18 protein-coding genes and 2 pseudogenes are annotated in these 19952 nt (G+C 67.4%); 9 read left to right on the plus strand and 11 right to left on the minus strand.

The genetic code is table 11. The annotated features are described in order from the left end of the window. Window positions 1-359: 359 nt before the first annotated feature. Window positions 360-1160: a DUF2599 domain-containing protein gene (locus ABTY20_RS31475; RefSeq protein WP_352000553.1), complete on the minus strand. Its 801-nt coding sequence runs from the start codon at window positions 1158-1160 to the stop codon at window positions 360-362. A 625-nt stretch (window positions 1161-1785) separates the two neighbouring features. On the opposite strand from ABTY20_RS31475, the gene ABTY20_RS31480 reads away from it, so the two are divergent. Next, a complete protein-coding gene (locus ABTY20_RS31480; protein WP_352000554.1) occupies window positions 1786-3957 on the plus strand; it encodes an nSTAND1 domain-containing NTPase in 2172 nt (723 codons plus the stop codon). Window positions 3958-4056: 99 nt separating this feature from the next. Further along, window positions 4057-5658: a WD40 repeat domain-containing protein gene (locus tag ABTY20_RS31485; protein WP_502991934.1), complete on the plus strand. Its 1602-nt coding sequence runs from the start codon at window positions 4057-4059 to the stop codon at window positions 5656-5658. Here the strand turns inward: ABTY20_RS31485 and ABTY20_RS35445 are convergent. Next, a pseudogene (locus tag ABTY20_RS35445) lies at window positions 5621-5737 on the minus strand (hypothetical protein); the annotation flags it as partial. The gene ABTY20_RS31485 and the pseudogene ABTY20_RS35445 sit on opposite strands and share 38 nt — an antisense overlap. Window positions 5738-5768: 31 nt before the next feature. Further along, window positions 5769-5966, minus strand: a complete 198-nt coding sequence (locus ABTY20_RS31490; RefSeq protein WP_352000567.1) for a DUF6300 family protein — start codon at window positions 5964-5966, stop codon at window positions 5769-5771. A 31-nt stretch (window positions 5967-5997) separates the two neighbouring features. Here ABTY20_RS31490 and ABTY20_RS31495 point away from each other — a divergent pair, with 31 nt between their 5' ends. Next, on the plus strand, window positions 5998-6753 hold the full coding sequence (locus ABTY20_RS31495) for an IS6 family transposase (RefSeq protein WP_352000556.1): 756 nt from the start codon (window positions 5998-6000) through the stop codon (window positions 6751-6753). Window positions 6754-6818: 65 nt separating this feature from the next. Continuing rightward, window positions 6819-7124 (plus strand): MDR/zinc-dependent alcohol dehydrogenase-like family protein, encoded by a 306-nt coding sequence (locus tag ABTY20_RS31500; protein ID WP_352000557.1) that lies wholly within the window; start codon window positions 6819-6821, stop codon window positions 7122-7124. A 15-nt stretch (window positions 7125-7139) separates the two neighbouring features. Here the strand turns inward: ABTY20_RS31500 and ABTY20_RS31505 are convergent, their stop codons facing one another. The 4 genes from ABTY20_RS31505 to ABTY20_RS31520 form a co-directional block, all read right to left on the minus strand. Next, window positions 7140-8219 (minus strand): Tn3 family transposase, encoded by a 1080-nt coding sequence (locus ABTY20_RS31505; RefSeq protein WP_352000568.1) that lies wholly within the window; start codon window positions 8217-8219, stop codon window positions 7140-7142. Continuing rightward, entirely contained in the window at window positions 8165-8395 is a 231-nt protein-coding gene (locus ABTY20_RS31510) for a hypothetical protein (RefSeq protein WP_352000570.1), read from the minus strand. The genes ABTY20_RS31505 and ABTY20_RS31510 overlap by 55 nt, the downstream gene beginning before the upstream one ends. A gap of 42 nt (window positions 8396-8437) precedes the next feature. Next, the gene (locus ABTY20_RS31515) at window positions 8438-9229 is read right to left on the minus strand and encodes a hypothetical protein (protein WP_352000558.1); all 792 of its coding nucleotides are present in this window, start codon (window positions 9227-9229) and stop codon (window positions 8438-8440) included. 106 nt (window positions 9230-9335) lie between these two features. Next, a complete protein-coding gene (locus ABTY20_RS31520; RefSeq protein ID WP_352000569.1) occupies window positions 9336-10064 on the minus strand; it encodes a transposase family protein in 729 nt (242 codons plus the stop codon). 226 nt (window positions 10065-10290) lie between these two features. On the opposite strand from ABTY20_RS31520, the gene ABTY20_RS31525 reads away from it, so the two are divergent. From ABTY20_RS31525 to ABTY20_RS31540, 4 genes are all read left to right on the plus strand, one after another. Further along, window positions 10291-11097, plus strand: coding sequence for an IS5 family transposase (locus ABTY20_RS31525; protein WP_352000559.1), 807 nt, complete (start codon window positions 10291-10293; stop codon window positions 11095-11097). 150 nt (window positions 11098-11247) lie between these two features. Beyond that, window positions 11248-12015 carry a hypothetical protein gene (locus ABTY20_RS31530; RefSeq protein WP_352000560.1) on the plus strand — a complete coding sequence of 256 codons (768 nt, stop codon included), beginning with the start codon at window positions 11248-11250 and terminating at the stop codon, window positions 12013-12015. Then, window positions 11988-12509 carry a DUF6023 family protein gene (locus ABTY20_RS31535; protein ID WP_352000561.1) on the plus strand — a complete coding sequence of 174 codons (522 nt, stop codon included), beginning with the start codon at window positions 11988-11990 and terminating at the stop codon, window positions 12507-12509. Before ABTY20_RS31530 ends, ABTY20_RS31535 begins: the two co-directional genes overlap by 28 nt. A gap of 479 nt (window positions 12510-12988) precedes the next feature. Beyond that, a complete protein-coding gene (locus tag ABTY20_RS31540; RefSeq protein WP_352000562.1) occupies window positions 12989-14065 on the plus strand; it encodes an integrase core domain-containing protein in 1077 nt (358 codons plus the stop codon). Window positions 14066-14128: 63 nt separating this feature from the next. On the opposite strand, the pseudogene ABTY20_RS31545 reads toward ABTY20_RS31540, so the two are convergent. The 4 genes and pseudogenes from ABTY20_RS31545 to ABTY20_RS31560 form a co-directional block, all read right to left on the minus strand. Further along, a pseudogene (locus ABTY20_RS31545) lies at window positions 14129-14350 on the minus strand (transposase); the annotation flags it as partial. Between the two features lie 535 nt (window positions 14351-14885). Next, window positions 14886-15269, minus strand: a complete 384-nt coding sequence (locus tag ABTY20_RS31550; protein WP_352000563.1) for a peptidase inhibitor family I36 protein — start codon at window positions 15267-15269, stop codon at window positions 14886-14888. A 1056-nt stretch (window positions 15270-16325) separates the two neighbouring features. Then, window positions 16326-16709: a hypothetical protein gene (locus tag ABTY20_RS31555; protein WP_352000564.1), complete on the minus strand. Its 384-nt coding sequence runs from the start codon at window positions 16707-16709 to the stop codon at window positions 16326-16328. Between the two features lie 973 nt (window positions 16710-17682). Continuing rightward, the gene (locus ABTY20_RS31560) at window positions 17683-18669 is read right to left on the minus strand and encodes an alpha/beta fold hydrolase (RefSeq protein WP_352000565.1); all 987 of its coding nucleotides are present in this window, start codon (window positions 18667-18669) and stop codon (window positions 17683-17685) included. Between the two features lie 144 nt (window positions 18670-18813). On the opposite strand from ABTY20_RS31560, the gene ABTY20_RS31565 reads away from it, so the two are divergent. Continuing rightward, the gene (locus tag ABTY20_RS31565) at window positions 18814-19419 is read left to right on the plus strand and encodes a helix-turn-helix domain-containing protein (RefSeq protein ID WP_352000566.1); all 606 of its coding nucleotides are present in this window, start codon (window positions 18814-18816) and stop codon (window positions 19417-19419) included. Window positions 19420-19952 lie beyond the last annotated feature (533 nt).

Raw genomic sequence — 19952 nt, forward strand, 5'->3', positions numbered from 1 at the left:
TCCACTGACCAGTCCGGCTGAGACAGCAAGAGCATCGGACCGGACAGGACCTGGCACCCGACCAACAAGATCACGATCTACAACTGGAGTACTAGGGGGAGACATGCGCTGTCCCGCGGAGCGGAGGTGATGTCAGCCGCGGGGTGCGCGCGCGTGCCGGAAGTTGACTGACGGGTGCGTACCTGGTGGTGCTGGTCACACGCCCAATCTCGGTGGGGTTGTCCGGCACATGTGTCTGGTGTTGGTTAAGCAACTGTCGGTCTGGGGCGTCCTGAGCGAGTGTTGGATCCGGGGGCGTCCCCGAAGCTGTACGCCCAGACGACGTCGGTATAGGCGTCGCTTATGTACTCACGCGGCGCTCACCAGTTGCACTTGCCCTCACCCCTCAGAACCCGCTGCCACGAGATGTTGGGACGTGCGGACTCGATCTCCCAGGTGTCTCCGCCCAGCTCCGGGTGCTTTCCGTACATGGCGTGGCAGAAGAGCTGCTTGTACATGGACTCCCGCTGGTCCGCAGTCAGGACGGAGGGCAGTGGCGTGCGCTCCTGGAGATCACGCCACATGGCCCGGACGGCCAACGGCCCGGCCAGACGAGCATGCACGGTCGGCCACATGGTGGCGGTGAAGGTATGCGGACTGCCTTCGTCGTCGTACTTCAGCCTGTCGTTGTGGACGCTGGTCCGGGTGAACAGGTCAGTATCCCCCTCGGTCGAGTTCGATCCCATCCAGTCGCTCTGCCACGCGCCGTACACGGTGTCGTACTGGCCTGTGACGTCCCACATGAACGGGCGCCAGTTGAACTCGGTCACAATGGTCGTCGCCTGACCGGTTTCATAGGTGACCTCCACGGGTTCGCAATCGGTCGTGCTGCGGTGGGTGAACACCTCGTCGCTGAGCTGCCATTCGACCCCGACCCCCCAGCCGTCGCCGCAGAACGTGTCCTTGATGGTGAACGAGTTGAACCCGTTCTTCGGCTGAGAAGTGGAGTGCTTGGCGTGGTTGCCGGAGTTGAACCACACCTCACCCGCTATGTTGCCATCGGCGTGTTCGACGATTTGATGACTGGTTGACGCAGTCGCCGGTGTAATGGCCGCCATGACCAAGCCGCATGTCGCCACGACGATCCCGGATGTGCGCATGATTGCCCATTTTCTGAGCATTCTTCTCCTTGATGACGTCTCGGAAAGGACGGCATGAAAGCACGTCGTTTGGCTCGCGATTTTTTAGCCCTTGAATGCCAGCCCGCCGATCACACACCGCGATAAGGCTGGTGTGTGGCTGGCGGACCGGCGATTCATCCGGCGTTCCCCCTGCGCGCCCAGGGCCGCCCGCCCGCGCTCCCTTTTGTGTCCGTCAGGGCTGAAGACTCGCCATTTTCCAGGCCTGCGCGTCAGCGTTGGCCGGGCCGGGAGCGATCAACCCGAGACCAGCCGCTGCCACACCAACCGCGACGACGCGGATCAGTTTGTCCACGTTTCCTCCTCCGTAGCTGATGTCTTGTGAGTCTGGCGCTGTGGGCGCGGATGGTTGTCCGTCCCCTCAGCTCCCCGATCCCTGCCGGCTGCCGACGACCAGCAGGCGTTTCCTCTGGGGGCGAACCTCCCGGACCGCCGGCATCACTGAGTTCAGCGGCTGGTGCATTGATTGGCAGGCCTCTTTTGGTGACCCATCAATGGCCGGGCGGGATCTCTCATCAGGTGCTTGAGGGTGCGTAGGTTGTCTTCTGGCCTTGGGGCGGGGGGAAGAGGGAGGTGGTGGGGTGTGGCGGGGCGTCGTGAGGTGCCGGTGGATCCGGACGCGGGTCCGGTACAACGGTTCGCGTTCGGCTTACGCAAGCTGCGGTCAGAAGCCGGCGGTATTACTTATCGGGTGATGGCGCAGCAGGCGGGCTACTCGGCTACCACCCTCTCGGAGGCGGCTGCGGGCGACCAGCTGCCGACACTTGCCGTCGTCTTGGCCTACGTGCGGTCGTGCGGGGGCGACCCAGAGGAGTGGCAGGCGCGGTGGCATGAGGTGTCCAATGAGCTGGCCGCCCAGACAAAACAAAACGAGGACGGCGCTGATCCGCCTTACCGCGGGCTGGCGCGATTTGAGACGGCGGACAGTAAGTGGTTCTTCGGCCGCAACCAGCTCACCGCCGACCTACTCGACCTCCTGCGCCGCCGCCGATTCGCTGCGGTGTTCGGCCCTTCCGGGAGCGGCAAATCCTCCCTGCTACGCGCCGGGTTAGTTCCTGCGCTGCAGCACACACAAGATGCGGACCTGCGTCCGGCTGCCATTCGGATCCTGACCCCCGGAGAACATCCGGTCCGCACCCACGCCCACCTTCTCACCCCCACCCACACTCCACCCGACAGTGCCGGGGTGGACACGTTGGTGGTCGTCGACCAGTTCGAGGAGGTCTTCACCCTCTGCCAGGACCCGGCCGAACGCGCCCGCTTCATCGACCTGCTCCTCACTTCCCGCCAGCCCGACAGCCGATTACGGGTACTCATCGGGGTCCGTGCCGACTTCTACGGTCACTGCGCTGGACACGTGGATCTGGCCGAGGCGCTGCGCGATGCGAATGTGCTGGTCGGCCCGATGACCTCAGGCGAACTGCGCGAGGTGATCGTCAAGCCGGCCACAACCGCCGGACTGATGGTGGAACGTGCTTTGACCTCCCGCCTTATCGAGGAGGTCACCGACGCCCCAGGCGGACTGCCGCTACTGTCCCACGCGCTGCTGGAGACCTGGCGTCGCCGCCGAGGCAAAACACTGAGTATGACTGGTTACGAGGCCGCAGGAAGTCTGAACGGCGCGATCGCCAAGACTGCCGAAGAGGTCTACCACTACTTCACCGAAGAACAGGCGGCCACAGTCCGCAGCGTGCTGCTGCGCTTGGTTGTTCCCGGCCAGGGAACCCCGGACACCCGCAGACCGGTGGACCGTACGGAGCTGGAGGCCATCGGCCGGCAGGAGACCACTCAGATCGTTGAGCGCCTGGCCAAAGCCCGCCTGCTCACCCTCGACGACACCACCGTCGAACTCGCCCACGAGGCCCTGATCACCGCCTGGCCCCGGCTGCACGGGTGGATCGAGGAAGACCGCGAACGCCTACGCGCACACCGGAACCTGACAGAGGCCGCCGCCGCATGGGAGGAACTGGGCCGTGAGGCCGGGGCCCTGTACCGGGGAAGCCGACTGGTTGCAGCCCAGGAGCACTTCAGCAACACCCCCACCGAGGACCTCACCGACCTGGAGCGTGCCTTCCTGACCGCCAGCCTCGCTGCGCGCGAGGAGGAAGAACGTGCAGCGGCCCGTACCGCGCGGCGGCTGCGGTGGCTCGCCGTCGCGCTCGCAATGCTGCTTGTGGTCTCCGTGGGGGCCACGGTCTACTCGATCAAGCAGCAGGCCACTGCGGAGCGGGAACGCAACGTGGCGATCTCCCGGCAGGTCGCGGGCACCGCCAACCGATTAGCGGACAGCGACCCGGCTCTGGCCGCGCAGCTGGCGGTGGCGGCCTACCGCGTCGCACCGACCGTCGAGGCCACCTCCAGCCTCCTTGGCGCGGCAAGCCGCCCAGCCGTGACCCGCATGGTGCGTCCCGGCGGGGCGCGACAGGCCGTCGCTGTCAGCCCCGACGGTACGCTGCTCGCCGCCGGCGGCGCCGACGACACCGATACCACGGTGCTGCTGTGGGACATGCGCGATGCGCGCCGGCCCAGGATGTTGGGCTCGCGGTTGACCGGCCACACCGGGGCGATCTACGCGGTCGCCTTCTCCTCGGACGGCGCCACCCTGGCCACCGGATCGGCCGACAACACCGTGCGGCTGTGGGACGTCCGCAACCCCACACGCCCCCAGTCGCTGGGCCAACCACTCACCGGCCCGCGCGACCGGGTCCTCGCGGTCGAATTCACCCCAGACGGCGCCACCCTGGCGGCCGGCAGCGGCGACACGAGGGTGTGGCTGTAGGACATCCGTGACCGGGCACGCCCCATCCCAGCCGGTCCTGCACTCACCGGAGCCAAGGGCGCCGTGCAGTCGATCACCTTCACCCCGGACGGCGACGTCATGGCGATCGCCGACGCCGGTAGCGCCGACGCCGGGGGCGCGGTCCGCGTCTGGGCCGTCGGTGACCGGCGCCACCCGCAACCCCTCGGCGCACCACTGAGCGTGCCAAGCCGCGTCAACGCCGTCGCCTTCTCCCCGGACGGCACGATGCTCGCGGCGGGCAGCAACGACGCGTTCGTACGCCTGTGGACCATGACCCATCCCTCCCGCCCCACACCGGCCGGGAAGCTCACCGGCCTGACCGGCTGGATCAACGCGATCACCTTCAGCTCCGACGGCAAGCAGGTGGCCGCTGCCAACGCGGGCGCCAGGGTCCAGGTCTGGGACGTCAAAACCCGGCAGATGCGGCTCGACCTTCCCCACACCGAACCCGCCACCGCGGTCGCGTTCCGCGACGGCAACCGCCTGCTCTACACCAACGGCGCCGACGGCGTCGCACGCAGGTGGCTGGTGCCCGGCCCCGTCCTGCCCACCGAGGACCGGCAGATCATAGGCCTGGCCTTCCACCCCAAACGGCCCCTACTCATCGACGGCGGCATCGACACCCAGCTGTGGGACCTGACCGACCGCGACCACCCCACCCCGCTCGGCCCCCCGCTGACCGCGCCACCCGATTCCGACCGGATGACCGGGAACATCACACTGTCCCCGGACGGCAACACCCTGGCCGGCGCCACCCGTACCGGCAACACCATCCTGCTCTGGGACGTGGCCGACGTGCGCCGGCCCAGACAGCACCCAGTCCGCCTCGCCGGCCACACCGCGCTGATCGAACACGTCCGGTTCAGCCCGAACGGACGACTGCTAGCCAGCACGAGCGATGACGGCACCGTCCGTCTGTGGAACACCGCCGACACGCGCGAGCCGGCCCCACTTGCCACCCTCAAGCCGGGCACAGGGTTCATCTACGCCGCGGCGTTCAGCCCGAACAGCCAGACACTGGCCGCGGTGACCCAGGGCGGCTACGTCGCGCTCTGGGACATCCGCGACCCGAGCCGGCCACGCGCGCTCGGGAAGCCAAAGAGGGTGGCCACCGATGATGCGCGGTCGCTTGCGATCAGCCCGGACAATCGCACGCTGGCCGTGGGCGTCCAAAACGGCACGGTGTTGCTGTGGGGCATCGAAAAACCCCGCGCACCCAGAAGGCTCGGTCCCACCGTCACCGCTCCGAACGGCATCGTCCACGCGCTGACGTTCAGTCCCGACGGCACGGTCCTCGCCGGGGGCGCCGGCGCGGGCCAGACCTGGCTGTGGCGGGTCACTCAACAACGAGTCCTCAACCCGATCGCCGTCCTGCAGGGAAAGATGACAACGACCTGGACAATCGAGTTCACCGCCGACGGCCACACCCTCGCATCCGCCGTCGGCGACATCCACCTATGGGAAACCGACCCCGACCGCGCCGTCCAACGCATCTGCCAACACGCCGGAGACCACATCACCGAAACCGAATGGGCCAAACACATCCCCGACGAGCCGTACCGAAACGTCTGCACCCGCTCCCCTCCCCATAGCGCTCGGGACGCTGCCAGGCCTCCGTCGGCTCCACCGAGTACGGCAGCTTCTCGTACAGGGCGGCAAGGCCGACGCGCACCTCATTGAGGGCCTGCTGCGCGGTGAGGAGGTCGTCGGGGAAGTCGTACGTTGCCACGGCACAACAATAGTTCGAGCCGGCGGCCACGCTGCCCGGCGACGCCAGTACGGGCGACGGCTCAGGGCTGGCCGGACGGCGTCTCCTGCCAGTACCAGCCGTGTACGGCCATGCACTCCTTGGTCCACTCCATCAGCAGGTGAGCGCCCTCCTGGACGCGGCTCATGTCGTGACCGCCGTCGTTGGCGAACCACTGGACGAGAAGGCCGGCCGCCGGGCGGTCGACGTCGCCGGTGTCGCAGACCGGGCACAGCTCCAGATGGTGCTGTCACGTTGGCTGACTGAGTGGGATGATCTCCGGGTTGATTGTGCTGGAGGGGCTGCTCGTGGGGGACGCGTCGCCGTCGTACAAGGGCCACCGGTACCCGGTCGAGGTCATCTCCCACTGCGTATGGCTGCACTTCCGGTTTCCGCTGTCCTTCCGTGAGGTCGAGGAGCTGATGCTGGAGCGCGGTGTCGTCGTTTCGCATGAGACGGTCCGCCGCTGGTGTGCCAAGTTCGAGCAGAGCTACGCCGGCGCGCTGCGCCGCCGGCAGCCCCGGCCCGGCGACAAATGGCATCTGGATGAGGTCTTCGTCAGGATCAACGGTGAGCGGAAGTACCTGTGGCGGGCAGTCGACGCCGACGGCACCGTCCTGGACATCCTCGTGCAGAACCGCCGGAACACCGCCGCGGCCCGACGCTTCTTTCGCCGCCTGATGAAGAAGAAGCGCAGGGTGTCGCGAGTAATCGTCACCGACAAGCTCCGTTCCTACGGCGCGGCCCACCGTGAGGTCATGCCCTCGGTAGAACATCGCTCGCACAAAGGGCTGAACAACCGGGCAGAAAACAGTCACCAGCCCACCCGCCAGCGTGAAAGGGCAATGAAGGGCTTCCGTTCCGTCGGCGGGGCGCAGCGGTTCCTATCGGCGTTCAGCAACATCTCCCCTCATTTCCGGCCCCGCCGCCACCTGATGACCGCACACGACTACCGGGCCGAGATGACCATCCGCTTCGTGATCTGGGAGCAAATCACCGGCGCCGCCAGCCTGCCCACCACGGCCTGAACACAGGCGCCGAGCGAAGGCCACCATGCCTCGACAAGCAGTCAGGCACGTACACACCCAACAACGTGACAGCGCCCGACCTGCTGCCCGAAGGGCAGCAGGAGCGGATCCTGCACATCCAGGTAGGTCAGATCGCCGGTGACGAGATCACTCTCAACGCCAACGCGCTGCGGTCTGCCCCGCTGGAGATCGTCGGTTCCGGCTCCGGTGCCGCCCCAGGCCTTGTGGATGCCAAGGCCGCCTTCGCCGACCTGCTGCAGGGTGTGGCGAAGGGGGACATCCGGGTAGCCGTCGACCGGCGGCCGCTGACCGAGGTCGCCGAGGTCTGGGATCGGGCGGACAGTGCCGCCCGCACCGTCTTCGTGCCATAGCATGTTCGTGCCCGGTCACCGTGCCTCCGCAGCCGATCGGTCGGCGGCATCTGCCGGGGTGCGCAGGCGGGGCACGGCGAGCCCCAGGTCGCGGCGCTTGTCCATGTCGAGGCGGAAGGTGCCGTACGGGTTGATGTTCGACCAGAACAAGGCGGTCAGGCCGCGCCGGTCCTCATCCGTGAGCTTCTTCGACCAGGCGGGTTCGGCAAGGATCTGCTGCACCAGCAGCGTGTTGACGTGCACGGGCGCGGACTGCAGCAGATGCAGCGCGAGCATCGAGGTCTCGGCGTGTTCCTTGTCCGGGCCGGTCAGGGCGCCGTCCTTGCCGTAGGGGAGCACGGTGTTCGCTGAATTCCAGTTCTCCACGACCTGCAGCCCGCCGTGGATCTCGCGCCGCAGGTCGGGGCTGGCGAGGTAGTCGCAGTCGAAGATGGTCCGCACGGCGCGGCCGAGCTCTTCGAGCGCGGCGTAGGTGGGGTGCTCCGGCCCGCCGCGGGTGAAGCGCCGCAGCGCCTGCTCGGCCTCCGCCGTCCCCAGGTGGAGCGCGGTGGCGTACTTGACCATCTGGTCGTACTGCTGGGCGATCAGGTCCCACTTGATCGGCCGGGTCAGAGAGCCGCCGAGGGCCGGCCAGCCGGGCGGAGTGTCGTCCGGCCGGTACAGGCGGATGCTGCCGATGTTCTTTAGCCGGGGCAGCAGCCGGAAGTTCAGCGGCTCGGTGAAGGCGAACCCGACCACGCTGGCGCCGTGGGTGTCGACGTAGTCGGCTTCGATCTCGGCGTCCGTGCAGTGCCGCAGCAGTCCCTCGATCATCGCCGCCACCTCGGACGACCAGCAGCCCTTGAGCTGGGAGTAGATGCAGACGTTCTTCTTCTCGACGTGCCAGTGGATCATCACGCCGTTGCCGTCGTAGCGGGCGTGGTACTCGGTCATGAAGTTCGACGACCAGGACCCGAACTTCTTGGAGTCCGACGCGCATGCCGTGCCGCGGCCCCACCAGGCGGCATCGCGGGTGGCGAAGGTGGCGTTCACCAGCTTCGTCACCGCGGCCCGGAGGTTGTCGACAGTGGTGAAGTGCCGGCGTACGTGCCGCAGCGCGGCCTCAGTCTCACCGTGCTCGCCACGACTGCCCGGATGCCCATACTGGTGCCCAGGGCGAAGAGGGCGAGCAGCAGCCGGCGCTGCAGAGTCGGGCGGTCGATGCGCTCGTACGCGGCCACCGAGGAGAACTCGTCGGTGAAGCCGGACAGGAAGTCGGCGTTCTTCAGCATGTCCAGCAGATCGAGGACGCCCCAGCGTCGTACGACCTCCTCCTACAGTGCCTGCAGCCCGGTGGGCTCGGGCAGCTTCTCCAGCCTCGGCACGGTGATCCACGGCTCGCCCTTTCGGGTGGTGACCTTCACCCCGCCCGCCGAACCGTCCGCGAGCGCCCCGGACAGCCGGTCCAGGCCGACCGTCATCTGCCGCTTCAAGTCGGTGATGGACTCCTGCGGGTCCATCGGCTGGCGGATCGCGGCGTAGTGCACGGTGCGGGCGTGCTCGAAGTCGCCGGGCAGGGCGTCCTCCGGGCTGCCCCAGCGGGCCGCGCCCTTGACATAGATCCCCCGGCGCCGGATCGCATCCCTCAGCGCCACCAGCACGCACAGCTCGTACGGGATGCACTCGATGCGGCCGCGCTCGTCCACCACCGCCTCGCGCCAGTCCTTGCGTACGACGCCGTCCATCGGCACCGACTCGCTGGCGTCGTAAAAGCGGGTCTTGCCGTCGACATCGGCGTAGCGCTCCAACAGCGCGAGCGCTCCCATCACCGGCCGGTAGGCCGTGTTGTTGCACCTGAAGCCCAGCGTGGCCAGCAGCGGCGGCAACATCTGCCGGTAGTAGCCGCTGCAGGAGGACCGCAACGTGGTGCGGGCCCTGGCCTTGAACACCTTCTCGTTCGCCTTCGCCTCCGCGACCAGATCCCGCAGCGTCTTCTCCCCGACCAACGGGAACAGCACCCGCCGCACGGTCCCCTCCGGCTGGCCGACCGCCGCGTCCGCAAGCCGGAAGAGGATGCCCTCCTTGCCGCGGACTTTCCGCAGCTCAGCGGTCAGCTGCTTCTCCACCCGCCGCTCGGCACGGGGTGTGCGGGCTCTCCCGCTCCCCCGCGTCCTGGCCCGGGGGCCGGTGCGCGGGCGTGCGATGTGCCGTCTTCGTGGCAGCGAGCCGTTTTCATCCTGAATATGTGCAGGTCAGCAGGGTGTGGACGGCTTGGACTGCCGTGCCGATGCGGCGGGTGGAACAGCGGGCCCGCCGCAGTAGCCGCCACGTCTTGAGTTGAGCGAAGGCGCGTTCGCCGGGGGCTCTCAGTCGGGCGTGGTCGCGGTTGAACTGCTGGTAGTGCTCGGGTTGTTCGCTGTGGTGGTAGTAGGGGGTGCGGAAGGTGGCGCCGGCGCCCTGGTAGGCGCGGTCCGCGAGCACGAGGATCTGCCGGGTGAGGCAGGCCTGCACGATGCCGTGGGCGCGGGCCGCGGTGAGGTCGTGGGTGCGGCCCGGCGTTGCGCGGGAGAACCACAAAGGGGTGCCGTCCGGCCGCACGACGACCTGAACGTTCATGCCGTGCTTCCGGTGTTTCTGGGAGTAGTACGGTTCGTCCGCGGCGATGCGGTCGATGGGGATGACGAAGTCTCCTTCGCCCAGGCCGACGAGGGCCTCCTGCAGGCCGGGTGCCCAGGAGGCCAGGACCTCGAGGGTCTCGTCGACGTACCGCCAGGCGGTTGCGGTGAAGATCCCGAACCCCGCCGCGAGCTGAGGCAGCGTCTCGTTCTTGCGCAGGTGCACCAGCGCCAGCAACGCCTGGTGGAAACAGCCCAGCTTGCGCCACCGCGTGCCACGTTCACACCTTCGGGCATAGATCAGCCATGAGACGTGCTCGACCAGCTCATGCGGGACGTCGAGCATGGCACGATACGGGACCAAGCGAGGCTCCTCGGACGAAGCGTGGTGCGTAGAAAACACCACCGCAACGACCAGGAGCCTCGCCTCGTCACACCACCCCGCTGACCTGCCCCGTCACCCCTGCAAGACAGGATGAAAACAGCTCAATGAACCTCTTTCATCCTGTGCTGGCGGGTGAAATGGGCTGGTCAGCGGGTGTGGTGACGAGGCAGGGCCCCTCGTCGTTGGCGTGGTGATTCCACTCAGCACACCGGCGACCGAAGGGGCCCTGTTGGTTCCGTATCCTGCCACGCTCGACGTCCCGCATGAGCTGGTCGAGCATGTTGCCTGGCTGCTGTACGAGCACCGCCGCGCACGCAACACCCGCTGGCGGAAGCTCGGCTGCTTCGACCAGGCACTGCTCACGCTGGTCCACCTGCGCAAGAACGAGACGTTCGCCCAGCTCGGCGCCGGGTTCGCGATATCGCAGGCCACCGCCTGGCGCTACGTGGACGAGGCCCTGGAGGTGCTGGCTTCCTGGGCCCCCGGCCTCCACGAAGCCCTCACCGGCCTTGGTGACGGCGACCACGTCATCGTTGACGGCACCCTGATCCCCACCGACCGCGTCCGCGCCGACCAGCCGTACTACTCGCAGAAACACAAGAAACACGGCATGAACGTGCAAGTCATCGCCCGCCCGGACGGCACACCCCTGTGGTTCTCCCGCGCGACACCCGGCCGCACCCATGACCTGACCGCGGCCCGCACCCACGGCATCGTCCAAGCTTGCCTGACCCGGCAGATCCTCGTCCTCGCGGACCGCGCCTACCAGGGCGCCGGCGCCACCTTCCGCACCCCCTACTACCACCACAGTGAACAGCCCGAGCACTACCAGCAGTTCAACCACGACCACGCCCGACTCCGAGCCCCCGGCGAGCGCGCCTTCGCGCAGTTGAAGTCCTGGCGACTGCTCCGGCGGGCCAGATGCTCCACACGCCGCATCGGCACCATCGTCCAAGCCGTTCATACACTGCTGACCTGCAGCTATTCAGGATGAAAGAGGCTCAATAAGCACCAAAAGGAACAAAAAGGCGCCTCAACCTCAAGGTCCCCTCAAGGTAATCGTATTTCCCTTCGGTTTTCATGCGCGCCCCGTAGTGTCTTCTCCGTCACCCGCATGGGTGTCAAAAAACAGGGGAGAATCGTCATGAGAAAGACAGCCCTGACGCGTCGGGCCATGACCTCAGCGGCCGCGTTCATCGTCGTTTCGGCGCTTTCCGGACCCGCTTTCGCGGATGAGTCGGTTGAGGGACCCAGCCCTTCCGATTGGGCGGTAGGGGGGCCGGCCATCGGAGACTTATCGGAAGAGAGTGAAGCCGACTCCACCGTTGCTTCTGTGGACATCTCGACGACCTTCCATCCTGTTCCCGCGATGAGTGCCAGCCAGCTCGCCGAGGAGAACAAGCTGAATGCGCTGCCGGAGGTTTCCGATTCGGCGGTCAACAGCGAGGGAGCAGAGGACGAGATCGGCCCCATGGCCTGCGACAATCCTATGAAGACCTGGTACGCCATCACCAGCAAGAAAGCGGTTCACGTGCCGTCGTGGTGGAACGGAACCAGCTTCAAGGACGGTCCCGGCGGCAAAATGCTCGTCAAGGTGGAGAAGGCCGGCAAGATCTCTGCAGAGATCGGCACGTCGGGCGAAGCCGAGTTCGACGCCGTCATCGCCAAGGCGAAGGTCACGGTGAGCGCGAAGATCGCGGCCGAAGTCGGGATCACGACGGGCCACACCTACGAGCACGTGATACCCGCGAAACGATACGGGCACCTGCAGTACGGTTCCTGGGGGTACAAGATCAGCTGGACCAAGTACAAGACCAGCGCGGACCGGTGTGGCAAGGTGAAGATCAAGTCGGGTTCAGGCAAGACACCTACGAAGGAGACCGGATGGCGCTGGTGGCACACCGCGACGTGACGGACGGCATGGTCCGGCACGTGATGACGCTCCTCGCAGGCGGCCTCGGTCTCCTGCTGCTCAGCGGCTGCAGCTCGAGTTCAGACGGTGAGCCGGAGCCGCGGCCTTCGGCTTCGGCCTCGACTCCGTCCGCCAGCGCTGCCAGCCGTTCTCCCGAGCTGGAGGAACAGGCGCTGGAAGCGGTCAGCAACGACACGGTGGACGACGCTGATTTCGTTGAAGCCGGCTCGGAGAATCTCGCCGACGGAATCCACGCACGGTCCTCCCTTGACAAGGGAAAGTCGTACCAGCTTGCCGTCGTTTGCATGGGCAGGGGAGAAGCGCAGATGGTGGTCACATACGCCAAGGTTGAAAAGCGCGAAACGCTGATATGCGACGGGACTGTCTCCTATCTGAGGATATCCGATGCCCCGGATCAGTTGAAGCTCGATGTCGACGCTGCCGTGAACGGCGCCGGCGCAGCCGCCTGGCGGATCAGCAGAGTGCGCCTTTAGCCGGCAGGCGGGGTATTTTACCGGCACCGGACAAAATGGAACACCGGCAGCATCACGAGCCCGCCGACAGGTCCTCCCGACCCCATAAAGGCCGGGAGGACCCGCATTCGCCCGCGATGTGATCAAAGTTCCCGGCCCGGCGTTCCTAACCTCGAAGTTTCATGATGGTCCGCCGACGGAGTCGGTGGACCGTTTTCGTGCCGTGGGCTGAGGGTCGGGCAGGTCGAGGGCCCGAGTGTCGTCTCGGGGTGACGCCGGTTTCCACTGCTCCGGAGGCCGCATCGCTGTCGTAGGAGGTGGAGAAATCTGCAGGTCAGCCAGGGTTCGGCAGGAGTGCGAGCCGTTCGAGAGCGGCGGCGATCTGAAAGGTCCAGGGCCAGTGCCGGGCCAGGCGGAGGATCCTGTGCCGTTCGGAAATTCATCGCTGTTGTTCGGAGTGGGTCTGGCGCGCCACTATGAGCTCCTGGAACCCTGTCCGGATGCTCGTCTCACTGGTGTATCACGTGGCGCGGAAGCTGCTGTCGGTCCCGGCGGTGCTGCTACGCCGACGTGCGGCAAAGGGTGCTGAATTGCTGGTGCTGCGGCATGAGAACGCGGTGCTGCGCAGGCAGCTCAAGGGACCGGTGCGGTATGCGCCGGCGGACCGGCTGTGGTTCGTGGCGTTGTCTGCGCTGATCCCGCGACGTCGGTGGGCGCGCGTTTTCCCGGTGACGCCTGCAACTGTGCTGGCGTGGCACCGCAGACTTATCGTGCGCAAGTGGGACTACAGCAAGCGTCGGAGCAGGCCGCCGACCGCGAGCGCGGTGAAGGCGTTGGTGCTGCGGCTGGCCCGGGAGAATCCGCGGTGGGGATGCCGTCGAATCCAAGGTGAACTCGTTCGTCTGGGGCATTCGATCGGCGCCACGACGGTCTGGGAGATCCTGACGGCGGCCGGAATCGATCCCGCCCCGCGCCGCGGCGGGCCGACATGGCGTGAGTTCCTGACCGCGCAGGCCGAGGGCATCATCGCCTGCGACTTCGTGCACATCGATCTCGTCGACCTGCGCCGGGTGTACGCGTTGGTCTTCCTCGAGCACGGCACGCGCCGCCTGCACATCGCCGGCGTGACCGCCCATCCCACCGGGCCCCGGACGGTGCAGCAGGCAAGAAACCTGGCCATCGAGTTGGGTGCGCGGGCCGACTCGCTGCGTTTCCTGCTCCGCGACCGGGACGCGAAGTACACGGAGTCCTTCGATGCAGTCTTCGCGGCCGACGACATCGAGGTCGTGAGGACTACGCCGCGAGCTCCTCGGATGAACGCGCACTGCGAACGGGTCATCGGCACCCTGCGGCGCGAGGTCCTCGACCACCTGCTGATATGCAGCGAGGCCCACGCCCGACAGGTCCTGGACACCTACGCCCGGCACTACAACCGTCATCGCCCGCACCAGGCCCGGGGACAGCTTCCACCCCTCGCCCACAAGCACCCAGCGCCCCCGACCGACCTGGCCGCGCGCCGACTCCTCCGCACCCGAGTGCTCGGCGGCGTTATCAACGAGTACGGATACGCAGCCTGACCAGCAGCGACGCGTTTCTGAACGGCACAGGATCTTGTCGCGCAGCCGGTCGTGGAGCTCGGCGAGCAGACCCGTGACCTGCCAGCGGCGGGCGAAAGCATGCACGCGCCGATATGGCGGGAAGTCCGCGGGGAGGTTGGCCCACTTGACGCCGTTGTCGACCACGTAGCGCACTGCGTCGAGTATCACGCGGTGGCAGTACCCCTCCGGCCGCCCGCCCCGGCCCTCCAGCCAGGCCGGAACCGGCAGCACCGCCCGGATGACCTGCCACTCGGCCTCCGTCATGTCGGAGGCGTAGCACGCAGTGCGCTCCGGCCGGTCCGCCGCGTTGCCGAACCTGTGCGCGAGACAGTCACACGATGGGGACGACGGGTCGGACTCCACGCACGCGAGCGCGAAAGACTGCGGCAACAGGGCCTCCTGGCGCTTGGTTTGGTTTGCACCCCCGAGCTACCAAGAGGCCCTGCTGTCATGCGCTGACTCGCGCGCGATCACCCGATCAGGAACCCTGTTCGACCAGACCAACCCCGTGATCGATAAGCAGATGGCATCTAAAACTCCAGAAACGGATCATGGCCGGCCGCGCAGGTGTCCCTCTGCTCCGCCACCGTGTCATCCTCATGGCCCTGCTCCGACGCCGCTACGGGTGACGAAGCGTCACCGGCGCACAGTGGCACACCCCAGCATCACGGAAATCTTGGCGGAGCCAGAAAAGTCCGTACGCCGACACACGGCACCCCCATGCGGGATGCTACTCGGCCAAATCCCGCTATCCTCTCTCGAAGTGCGGGTGGATGGCGGGTTCGGTCAACCAGTCGTCTCACGCCCCCGAGCAGCCACCGACCTCGAGGGAGGACACCGCGTTGTCGTAGAGGAACAGAAGTTCCTGCTGCGCACCCGCCGGAATGTCGAAGTAGTAGCCGCGGAGGTCGGAATCGGTGTGGATGCAGACTTGACCGTTGGTGCGGTTCCACACCGAGCTGGCCCGATCGTTCCACTCCCAACCGATGAAGTAGGTTTCCTTCCGGTCGAGCTGCAGGACGTCGCCGGTGAAGTTGTGGCCGTCAAAGAGGCAGAATTTACCTTCTGAGCAGCGGATCACCGCCCCGTCTTTGGGGTCGGTCGATGCGGTTGCCGGAGGCGCCAGTACGGCGGTGGTGGCGAGGACTGCTCCTACTACTGCGGCTTTGACTGTCAGTTTCATGAGTGCTCTTTCCCGTTGTTGCCCGTGGTAACGCGGTCATGGTCGCCGCGTCCTAGCTGTCGCTTCTTGAGGACATCTGGCCGTAAGACGGTTCCCGTGCGCATGTGGTTCATGGAGATGACATAGGTCACAATCTCCGGAAGAGGTCGTGTCCCGCAGGGTGGTGTAACGGGCCGATCTTGCCGCCTGCGGGCACCCCGCCGACCAGCACCGTGGTGCGGCCGGGGCAGCAGAGGTGATCGCTGTTACACCACTCGGTGGGACACCATCCGAGTTAGGGCAGGCCAAGGTGAGCTGACCCCGGCAGCACCGCCCGGATGACCTGCCACTCGGCCTCCGTCATGTCGGAGGCGTAGCACGCAGTGCGCTCCGGCCGGTCCGCCGCGTTGCCGAACCTGTGCGCGAGACAGTCACACGATGGGGACGACGGGTCGGACTCCACGCACGCGAGCGCGAAAGCTGCGGGAACAGGGCCTCCTGGCGCTTGGTTTGGTTTGCACCCCCGAGCTACCGAGAGGCCCTGCTGTCATGCGCTGACTCGCGCGCGATCACCCGATCAGGAACCCTGTTCGACCAGACCAACCCCGTGATCGATAAGCGGATGGCGTCTGACACCACACCCCCAGCCAGCACCAGACCGCGACACGGACAGGCAGTACCGCTCTCATAACCCTAAGTAGCGATCAACGGTAACGCCCTGCCCACCACTGATCAAGACTGCAAGCAATGCCCGCTTTCCGTATGGGGCGCGCTTGGCGTCCCGGCACCCGCCGCCGGGCTGATGGCGGCGAGGCGAGGCGGCCCCGGCCGACGCACAATTGGCTGAGTGCGCCCCGATCTCTGGCCGTGGCCGCGCCGTCCATCCCGCCCGTCCCTTCCTCCTTCGCCAGCCGAGGGACATGGGCAGAGCAGCCGCAACGGGGATGTCAGCGATCCGACCACGGCGAAACGGCGCGGTGACCTACGCGGACACGGAGACGGTCTTGCGGGCCGCGCAACACCTAGCCCCGGACTTCGCGGGTCACCGTTTCAGGTCTTGTGACTGAGGCCGACCGGCTACGGCGCTGCCTCGCGGAAGAGGGCCAGGAGGGCGTGCGCCTGTGGGGCACCCGCGTCGAAGAACTGCGTGGCCAGTGCGGGTGGCACGGCGGTTCCATGCATGCGGACTTCATGGCAGTTGAAGCAGAACGCCGCCTCGAACAGCGCCAGGTCGAGAGTGTCCGCGTACGCCCGGACGCTCCAGCCCGGTGAGAAGCCGCAGCGGTGCTGCTCGCTGCCGGGCAAGCTCTCGATCAGGGCCAGGACGTCGGCTGCCTCGCTCCCGATCCAGTGGGCGCCCGCCCTGCCGGGATACGGGGCACCCCGCTTTGTTGGGAGTTCGGAGATCCTTATGACCTCCAGCAACACAGCGGTGGCTACGGCTTCGGCAGGGAGCTGCATGTGCGGAGTCTGCCCGCGCGCAGTACCCGGCCGGTACACCTGCCCCAGGGGGCCGACTCTCGCGCTCACAGGCCGGCTGAAGCGCTCAGCCACAGGTCTGTGGCCAGCGGGTTTGTCCGATGTCGGTGTCAAGGAGGTCGAGGAGGTGGAGTTGTACGCCGCGGGTGGTCTGGACGGTGGGCGGGTCGGTGACGTTGCTGGCTGGCCCTGCTAAGGCCGGAACCCGGAGCCACTTCAAGCCGGAACAAGGGCCGCTTCAACCACCGCCGTGGGACCAGCCGGTCGTGTCCCGCCACGTGGTGTAAGCGACCTTGCTCGACGCGTTCCGGTAAGCCGCGCGTTGGCCGGCGGCGGGGACGCGACGCCCGCCTCGCGTGCGGCTGACCTGCCGTCAGCGCCAATGGCGGCGCCGAGCCACGTCGATGTGCGCGCTGACCTGTGCGTTCCGCGTACTTGATCGGCTACACCACCTGGCGGGACGCCACCGACCAGCCCAGACCGAAAATCTGGGACCATTTCGCGCTGTTAACTCCACCTGTGGTTCACAACTGGTATGGCGACCACGTCGTCACGAAGTCGGGAGCGGCAGGAGTCGGGCGCCATCCTCAAGGTCCGGCCGAGCTGGACGCGCGCTGCAGAAGCCGCGTGTAGCTCCGCGCCTCGGGGCCGGGCCCGGCGGGGTAGGTGCCGTCGGGCCCGGGCCGTCAAGGCCCAGGAAGGACCTCCGCACCAGTCAGGTCCTTCGGTCAGGTCCATCCGCGCAGTCTGTTCAGAACCGTCTCGCACAGCATGCTGGTTTTGCGAGGGGTTCTGCGCACGGCGACCTGCGGATTCGGGAGCGCTCCGGGGTGTTCGCAGAACTCTCGCAACTGGTCATTTGTGAAAATCACGCAGGACCCGGCCGTAGCCGCTGCGCTTGGGTACGCGGGCCGAACCGTTCCGTGTGTCCAAGCCCCTGGCCGCGCCTGGCGGTTCAGCCCGTGAGGGTGTTGAGCCAGCCGGTCAGCAGACGGTTGACCTCCTCGGGGCGTTCCTGCTGGATCCAGTGGCCGCAGCCCTCTACGAGGTGGGAGGCGGTCAGGCCGGGGAGGGTGGTGGGGAAGGCGTCGATAGCGTCGGACATCCAGGTGGTGGAGGCGTCCAGGGCGCCGCCGATGAACAGGGAAGGCTGCTTGATCGGGGCGCCGCGGTGGGGGGCGAGATCTTCCCAGTCGCGGTCCATGTTGCGGTAGCGGTTGAGGGCACCGGTCAGACCCGTGCGCTCGAACTCTCCAGCGTAAACGTCGAGTTCCTCCTCGGTCAGCCAGGCCGGGAGGATGCCGGCGGGGAAACGGTCACGCAGCCGGCCGCCGTGGGCGACGAAGTGGGGGTCGGGCTCGCCCTGGGCGGGCATGGTGTCGGCGGACAGGGCTGCGTAGAAGCCTGCGAGCCAGCCCCGCACGTCGGGCTCGATCTCCGTCTCCGCGCGGCCGGGCTCCTGGAAGTAGGAGACGTAGAACTCCTGCTCGGGGCCGCCGATCTGGCCGAAGATGTCGGTGGGGCGGGGACCGCCGGGTGGTGCGTACGGGACGCTCAGCAGGGCGACGGCCCGGAAGACCTCGGGGCGGAGCAGGGCGGAGGCGGCGGCGATGTTGGAGCCCCAGTCGTGGCCGACGACCACCGCGTTCTCCTCGCCGAGGGCACGGACGACGGCGACGTTGTCCTCCACCAGATCCAGCATCCGGTAGGCGTCGGTCTCCGCAGGCTTGGAGGAGCGGCCATAGCCGCGCACGTCGATCGCCACCGCCCGGTAGCCGGCCGCGGCGAGGACCGGGAGCTGGCGACGCCAGGAGTACCAGGACTCGGGGAAGCCGTGCACGAGCAGGACCAGCGGGCCGGTGCCCTGCTCGACCAGGTGAAGGCGCCCGGCCGGGGCCTCGACGGTGCGGTGGCGGAGTGCGGCGGACGACTCGGGCTGCATGAGGGCTTCTCCTCGGTTCGCGGGTGAAAGCAGGTACGCATCGATCATGCGGCGCAGCGACCGTCCACCGCGATTACCCTTGCCACTCTGGCAAACTTGCAGGACAGGATGGTGAAGTGACACGTCCGGAAGGGGACAGAGCGGGTGACAGGCGACGACGTGGCCGCCACGCTGGCGGCGATGGGCCCCCGGCTGCGGGCCGCGCGCGAACACCGCGGCTCCACGCTCACCGGCGTCAGCCGCGTGACCGGCATCTCCCCGAGCACGCTGTCCCGGATCGAGACCGGCCGGCGCAAGCCCACCCTGGAAGTGGTGCTGCAGCTGGCGAAGGAGTACGGCGTCTCCCTGGACGAGCTGGCCGGCACCGCCCCCGCCGCCGAGCCCCGCACCTCCGCGCTCCAGCGTTTCGGCGACGACAAGGCGGTACTGCCGCTGACCCGGTACGTCGGGGGCCTGCACGCCCACAAACACGTCCTACCCCCCGTTCAGGAGCCGCCCGCGCGGCCCCGGCAGGTCTCCCACGACGGCTGGGAATGGCTGTGCGTCCTGTACGGGCGGCTGTGGCTCGCACTCGGCGACCAGGACCTCGTCCTGAGTGCCGGGGACGTCGTCGAGTTCGACACCCGCAATCCCCACGGGGTCGCGAACGCCGGCCCCGGCGTCCCGGTCGAATACCTGATCATGTTCGGGCCGCAGGGAGAGCGCCTACGACCGCGCACCTCGCCCGCCCCCAGCCCCAGGGCCCGATAGCAAACAGTGAACGAACGGCCTGACGTCCCACGCATACGCCCAGACTGTCAGGCCTCTTCCTCGTCGTCCTCAGGAGCGTTCGGGGCGCGGAAGGGGCGCAGGCCCTGGCCGGGCCGCTGGCCTTGATGCTGAACAGGTAGCGGCCCAGGAAGTTGATGTGCCTGTCCTTGAGCGGGGAGAGCCGGGCGACGTCCTCGTCCTTGACGCCGTGGCCCTCGGGCGCGGAGCTGGGCAACAGCAGCGTCCAAGTAGCGGGTGTTCCACATCGCGACGGCATCGAGAACGAGACCCGGACTGGCCAACTGCCCCCCTGGCCCCCGCGGTACTCCTGCGGATCTGGCTCCGGCCGCCGTGGCACATCACGCGGGCCAGGCGGGGGCGGGGCTCCTGCACGGTCAGCTGCCGGTTCATGAGCCGCCGGTAGGTCTGTCAAACGATCGGCCCTGTCTCACATTCGGTGGTGACGAAGAGTCGTGAGGGTCGTTGACCTCCACGTGAAGGACGTCAACAAGCTTGTGCAGATGGTGTTTTCG

Source organism: Streptomyces sp. NPDC126497 (genome assembly GCF_040302425.1).
In the GTDB taxonomy this organism is placed as follows: Bacteria; Actinomycetota; Actinomycetes; order Streptomycetales; family Streptomycetaceae; genus Streptomyces.

Coding starts and splice junctions, on each gene's coding strand:
- ABTY20_RS31475 (WP_352000553.1), bottom strand. CDS start 1,160: ATGCTCAGAAAATGGGCAATCATGCGCACATCCGGGATCGTCGTGGCG.
- ABTY20_RS31485 (WP_502991934.1), top strand. CDS start 4,057: ATGGCGATCGCCGACGCCGGTAGCGCCGACGCCGGGGGCGCGGTCCGC.
- ABTY20_RS31495 (WP_352000556.1), top strand. CDS start 5,998: ATGATCTCCGGGTTGATTGTGCTGGAGGGGCTGCTCGTGGGGGACGCG.
- ABTY20_RS31510 (WP_352000570.1), bottom strand. CDS start 8,395: ATGCTGAAGAACGCCGACTTCCTGTCCGGCTTCACCGACGAGTTCTCC.
- ABTY20_RS31520 (WP_352000569.1), bottom strand. CDS start 10,064: ATGCTCGACGTCCCGCATGAGCTGGTCGAGCACGTCTCATGGCTGATC.
- ABTY20_RS31530 (WP_352000560.1), top strand. CDS start 11,248: ATGAGAAAGACAGCCCTGACGCGTCGGGCCATGACCTCAGCGGCCGCG.
- ABTY20_RS31535 (WP_352000561.1), top strand. CDS start 11,988: ATGGCGCTGGTGGCACACCGCGACGTGACGGACGGCATGGTCCGGCAC.
- ABTY20_RS31540 (WP_352000562.1), top strand. CDS start 12,989: ATGCTCGTCTCACTGGTGTATCACGTGGCGCGGAAGCTGCTGTCGGTC.
- ABTY20_RS31550 (WP_352000563.1), bottom strand. CDS start 15,269: ATGAAACTGACAGTCAAAGCCGCAGTAGTAGGAGCAGTCCTCGCCACC.
- ABTY20_RS31555 (WP_352000564.1), bottom strand. CDS start 16,709: ATGCAGCTCCCTGCCGAAGCCGTAGCCACCGCTGTGTTGCTGGAGGTC.
- ABTY20_RS31560 (WP_352000565.1), bottom strand. CDS start 18,669: ATGCAGCCCGAGTCGTCCGCCGCACTCCGCCACCGCACCGTCGAGGCC.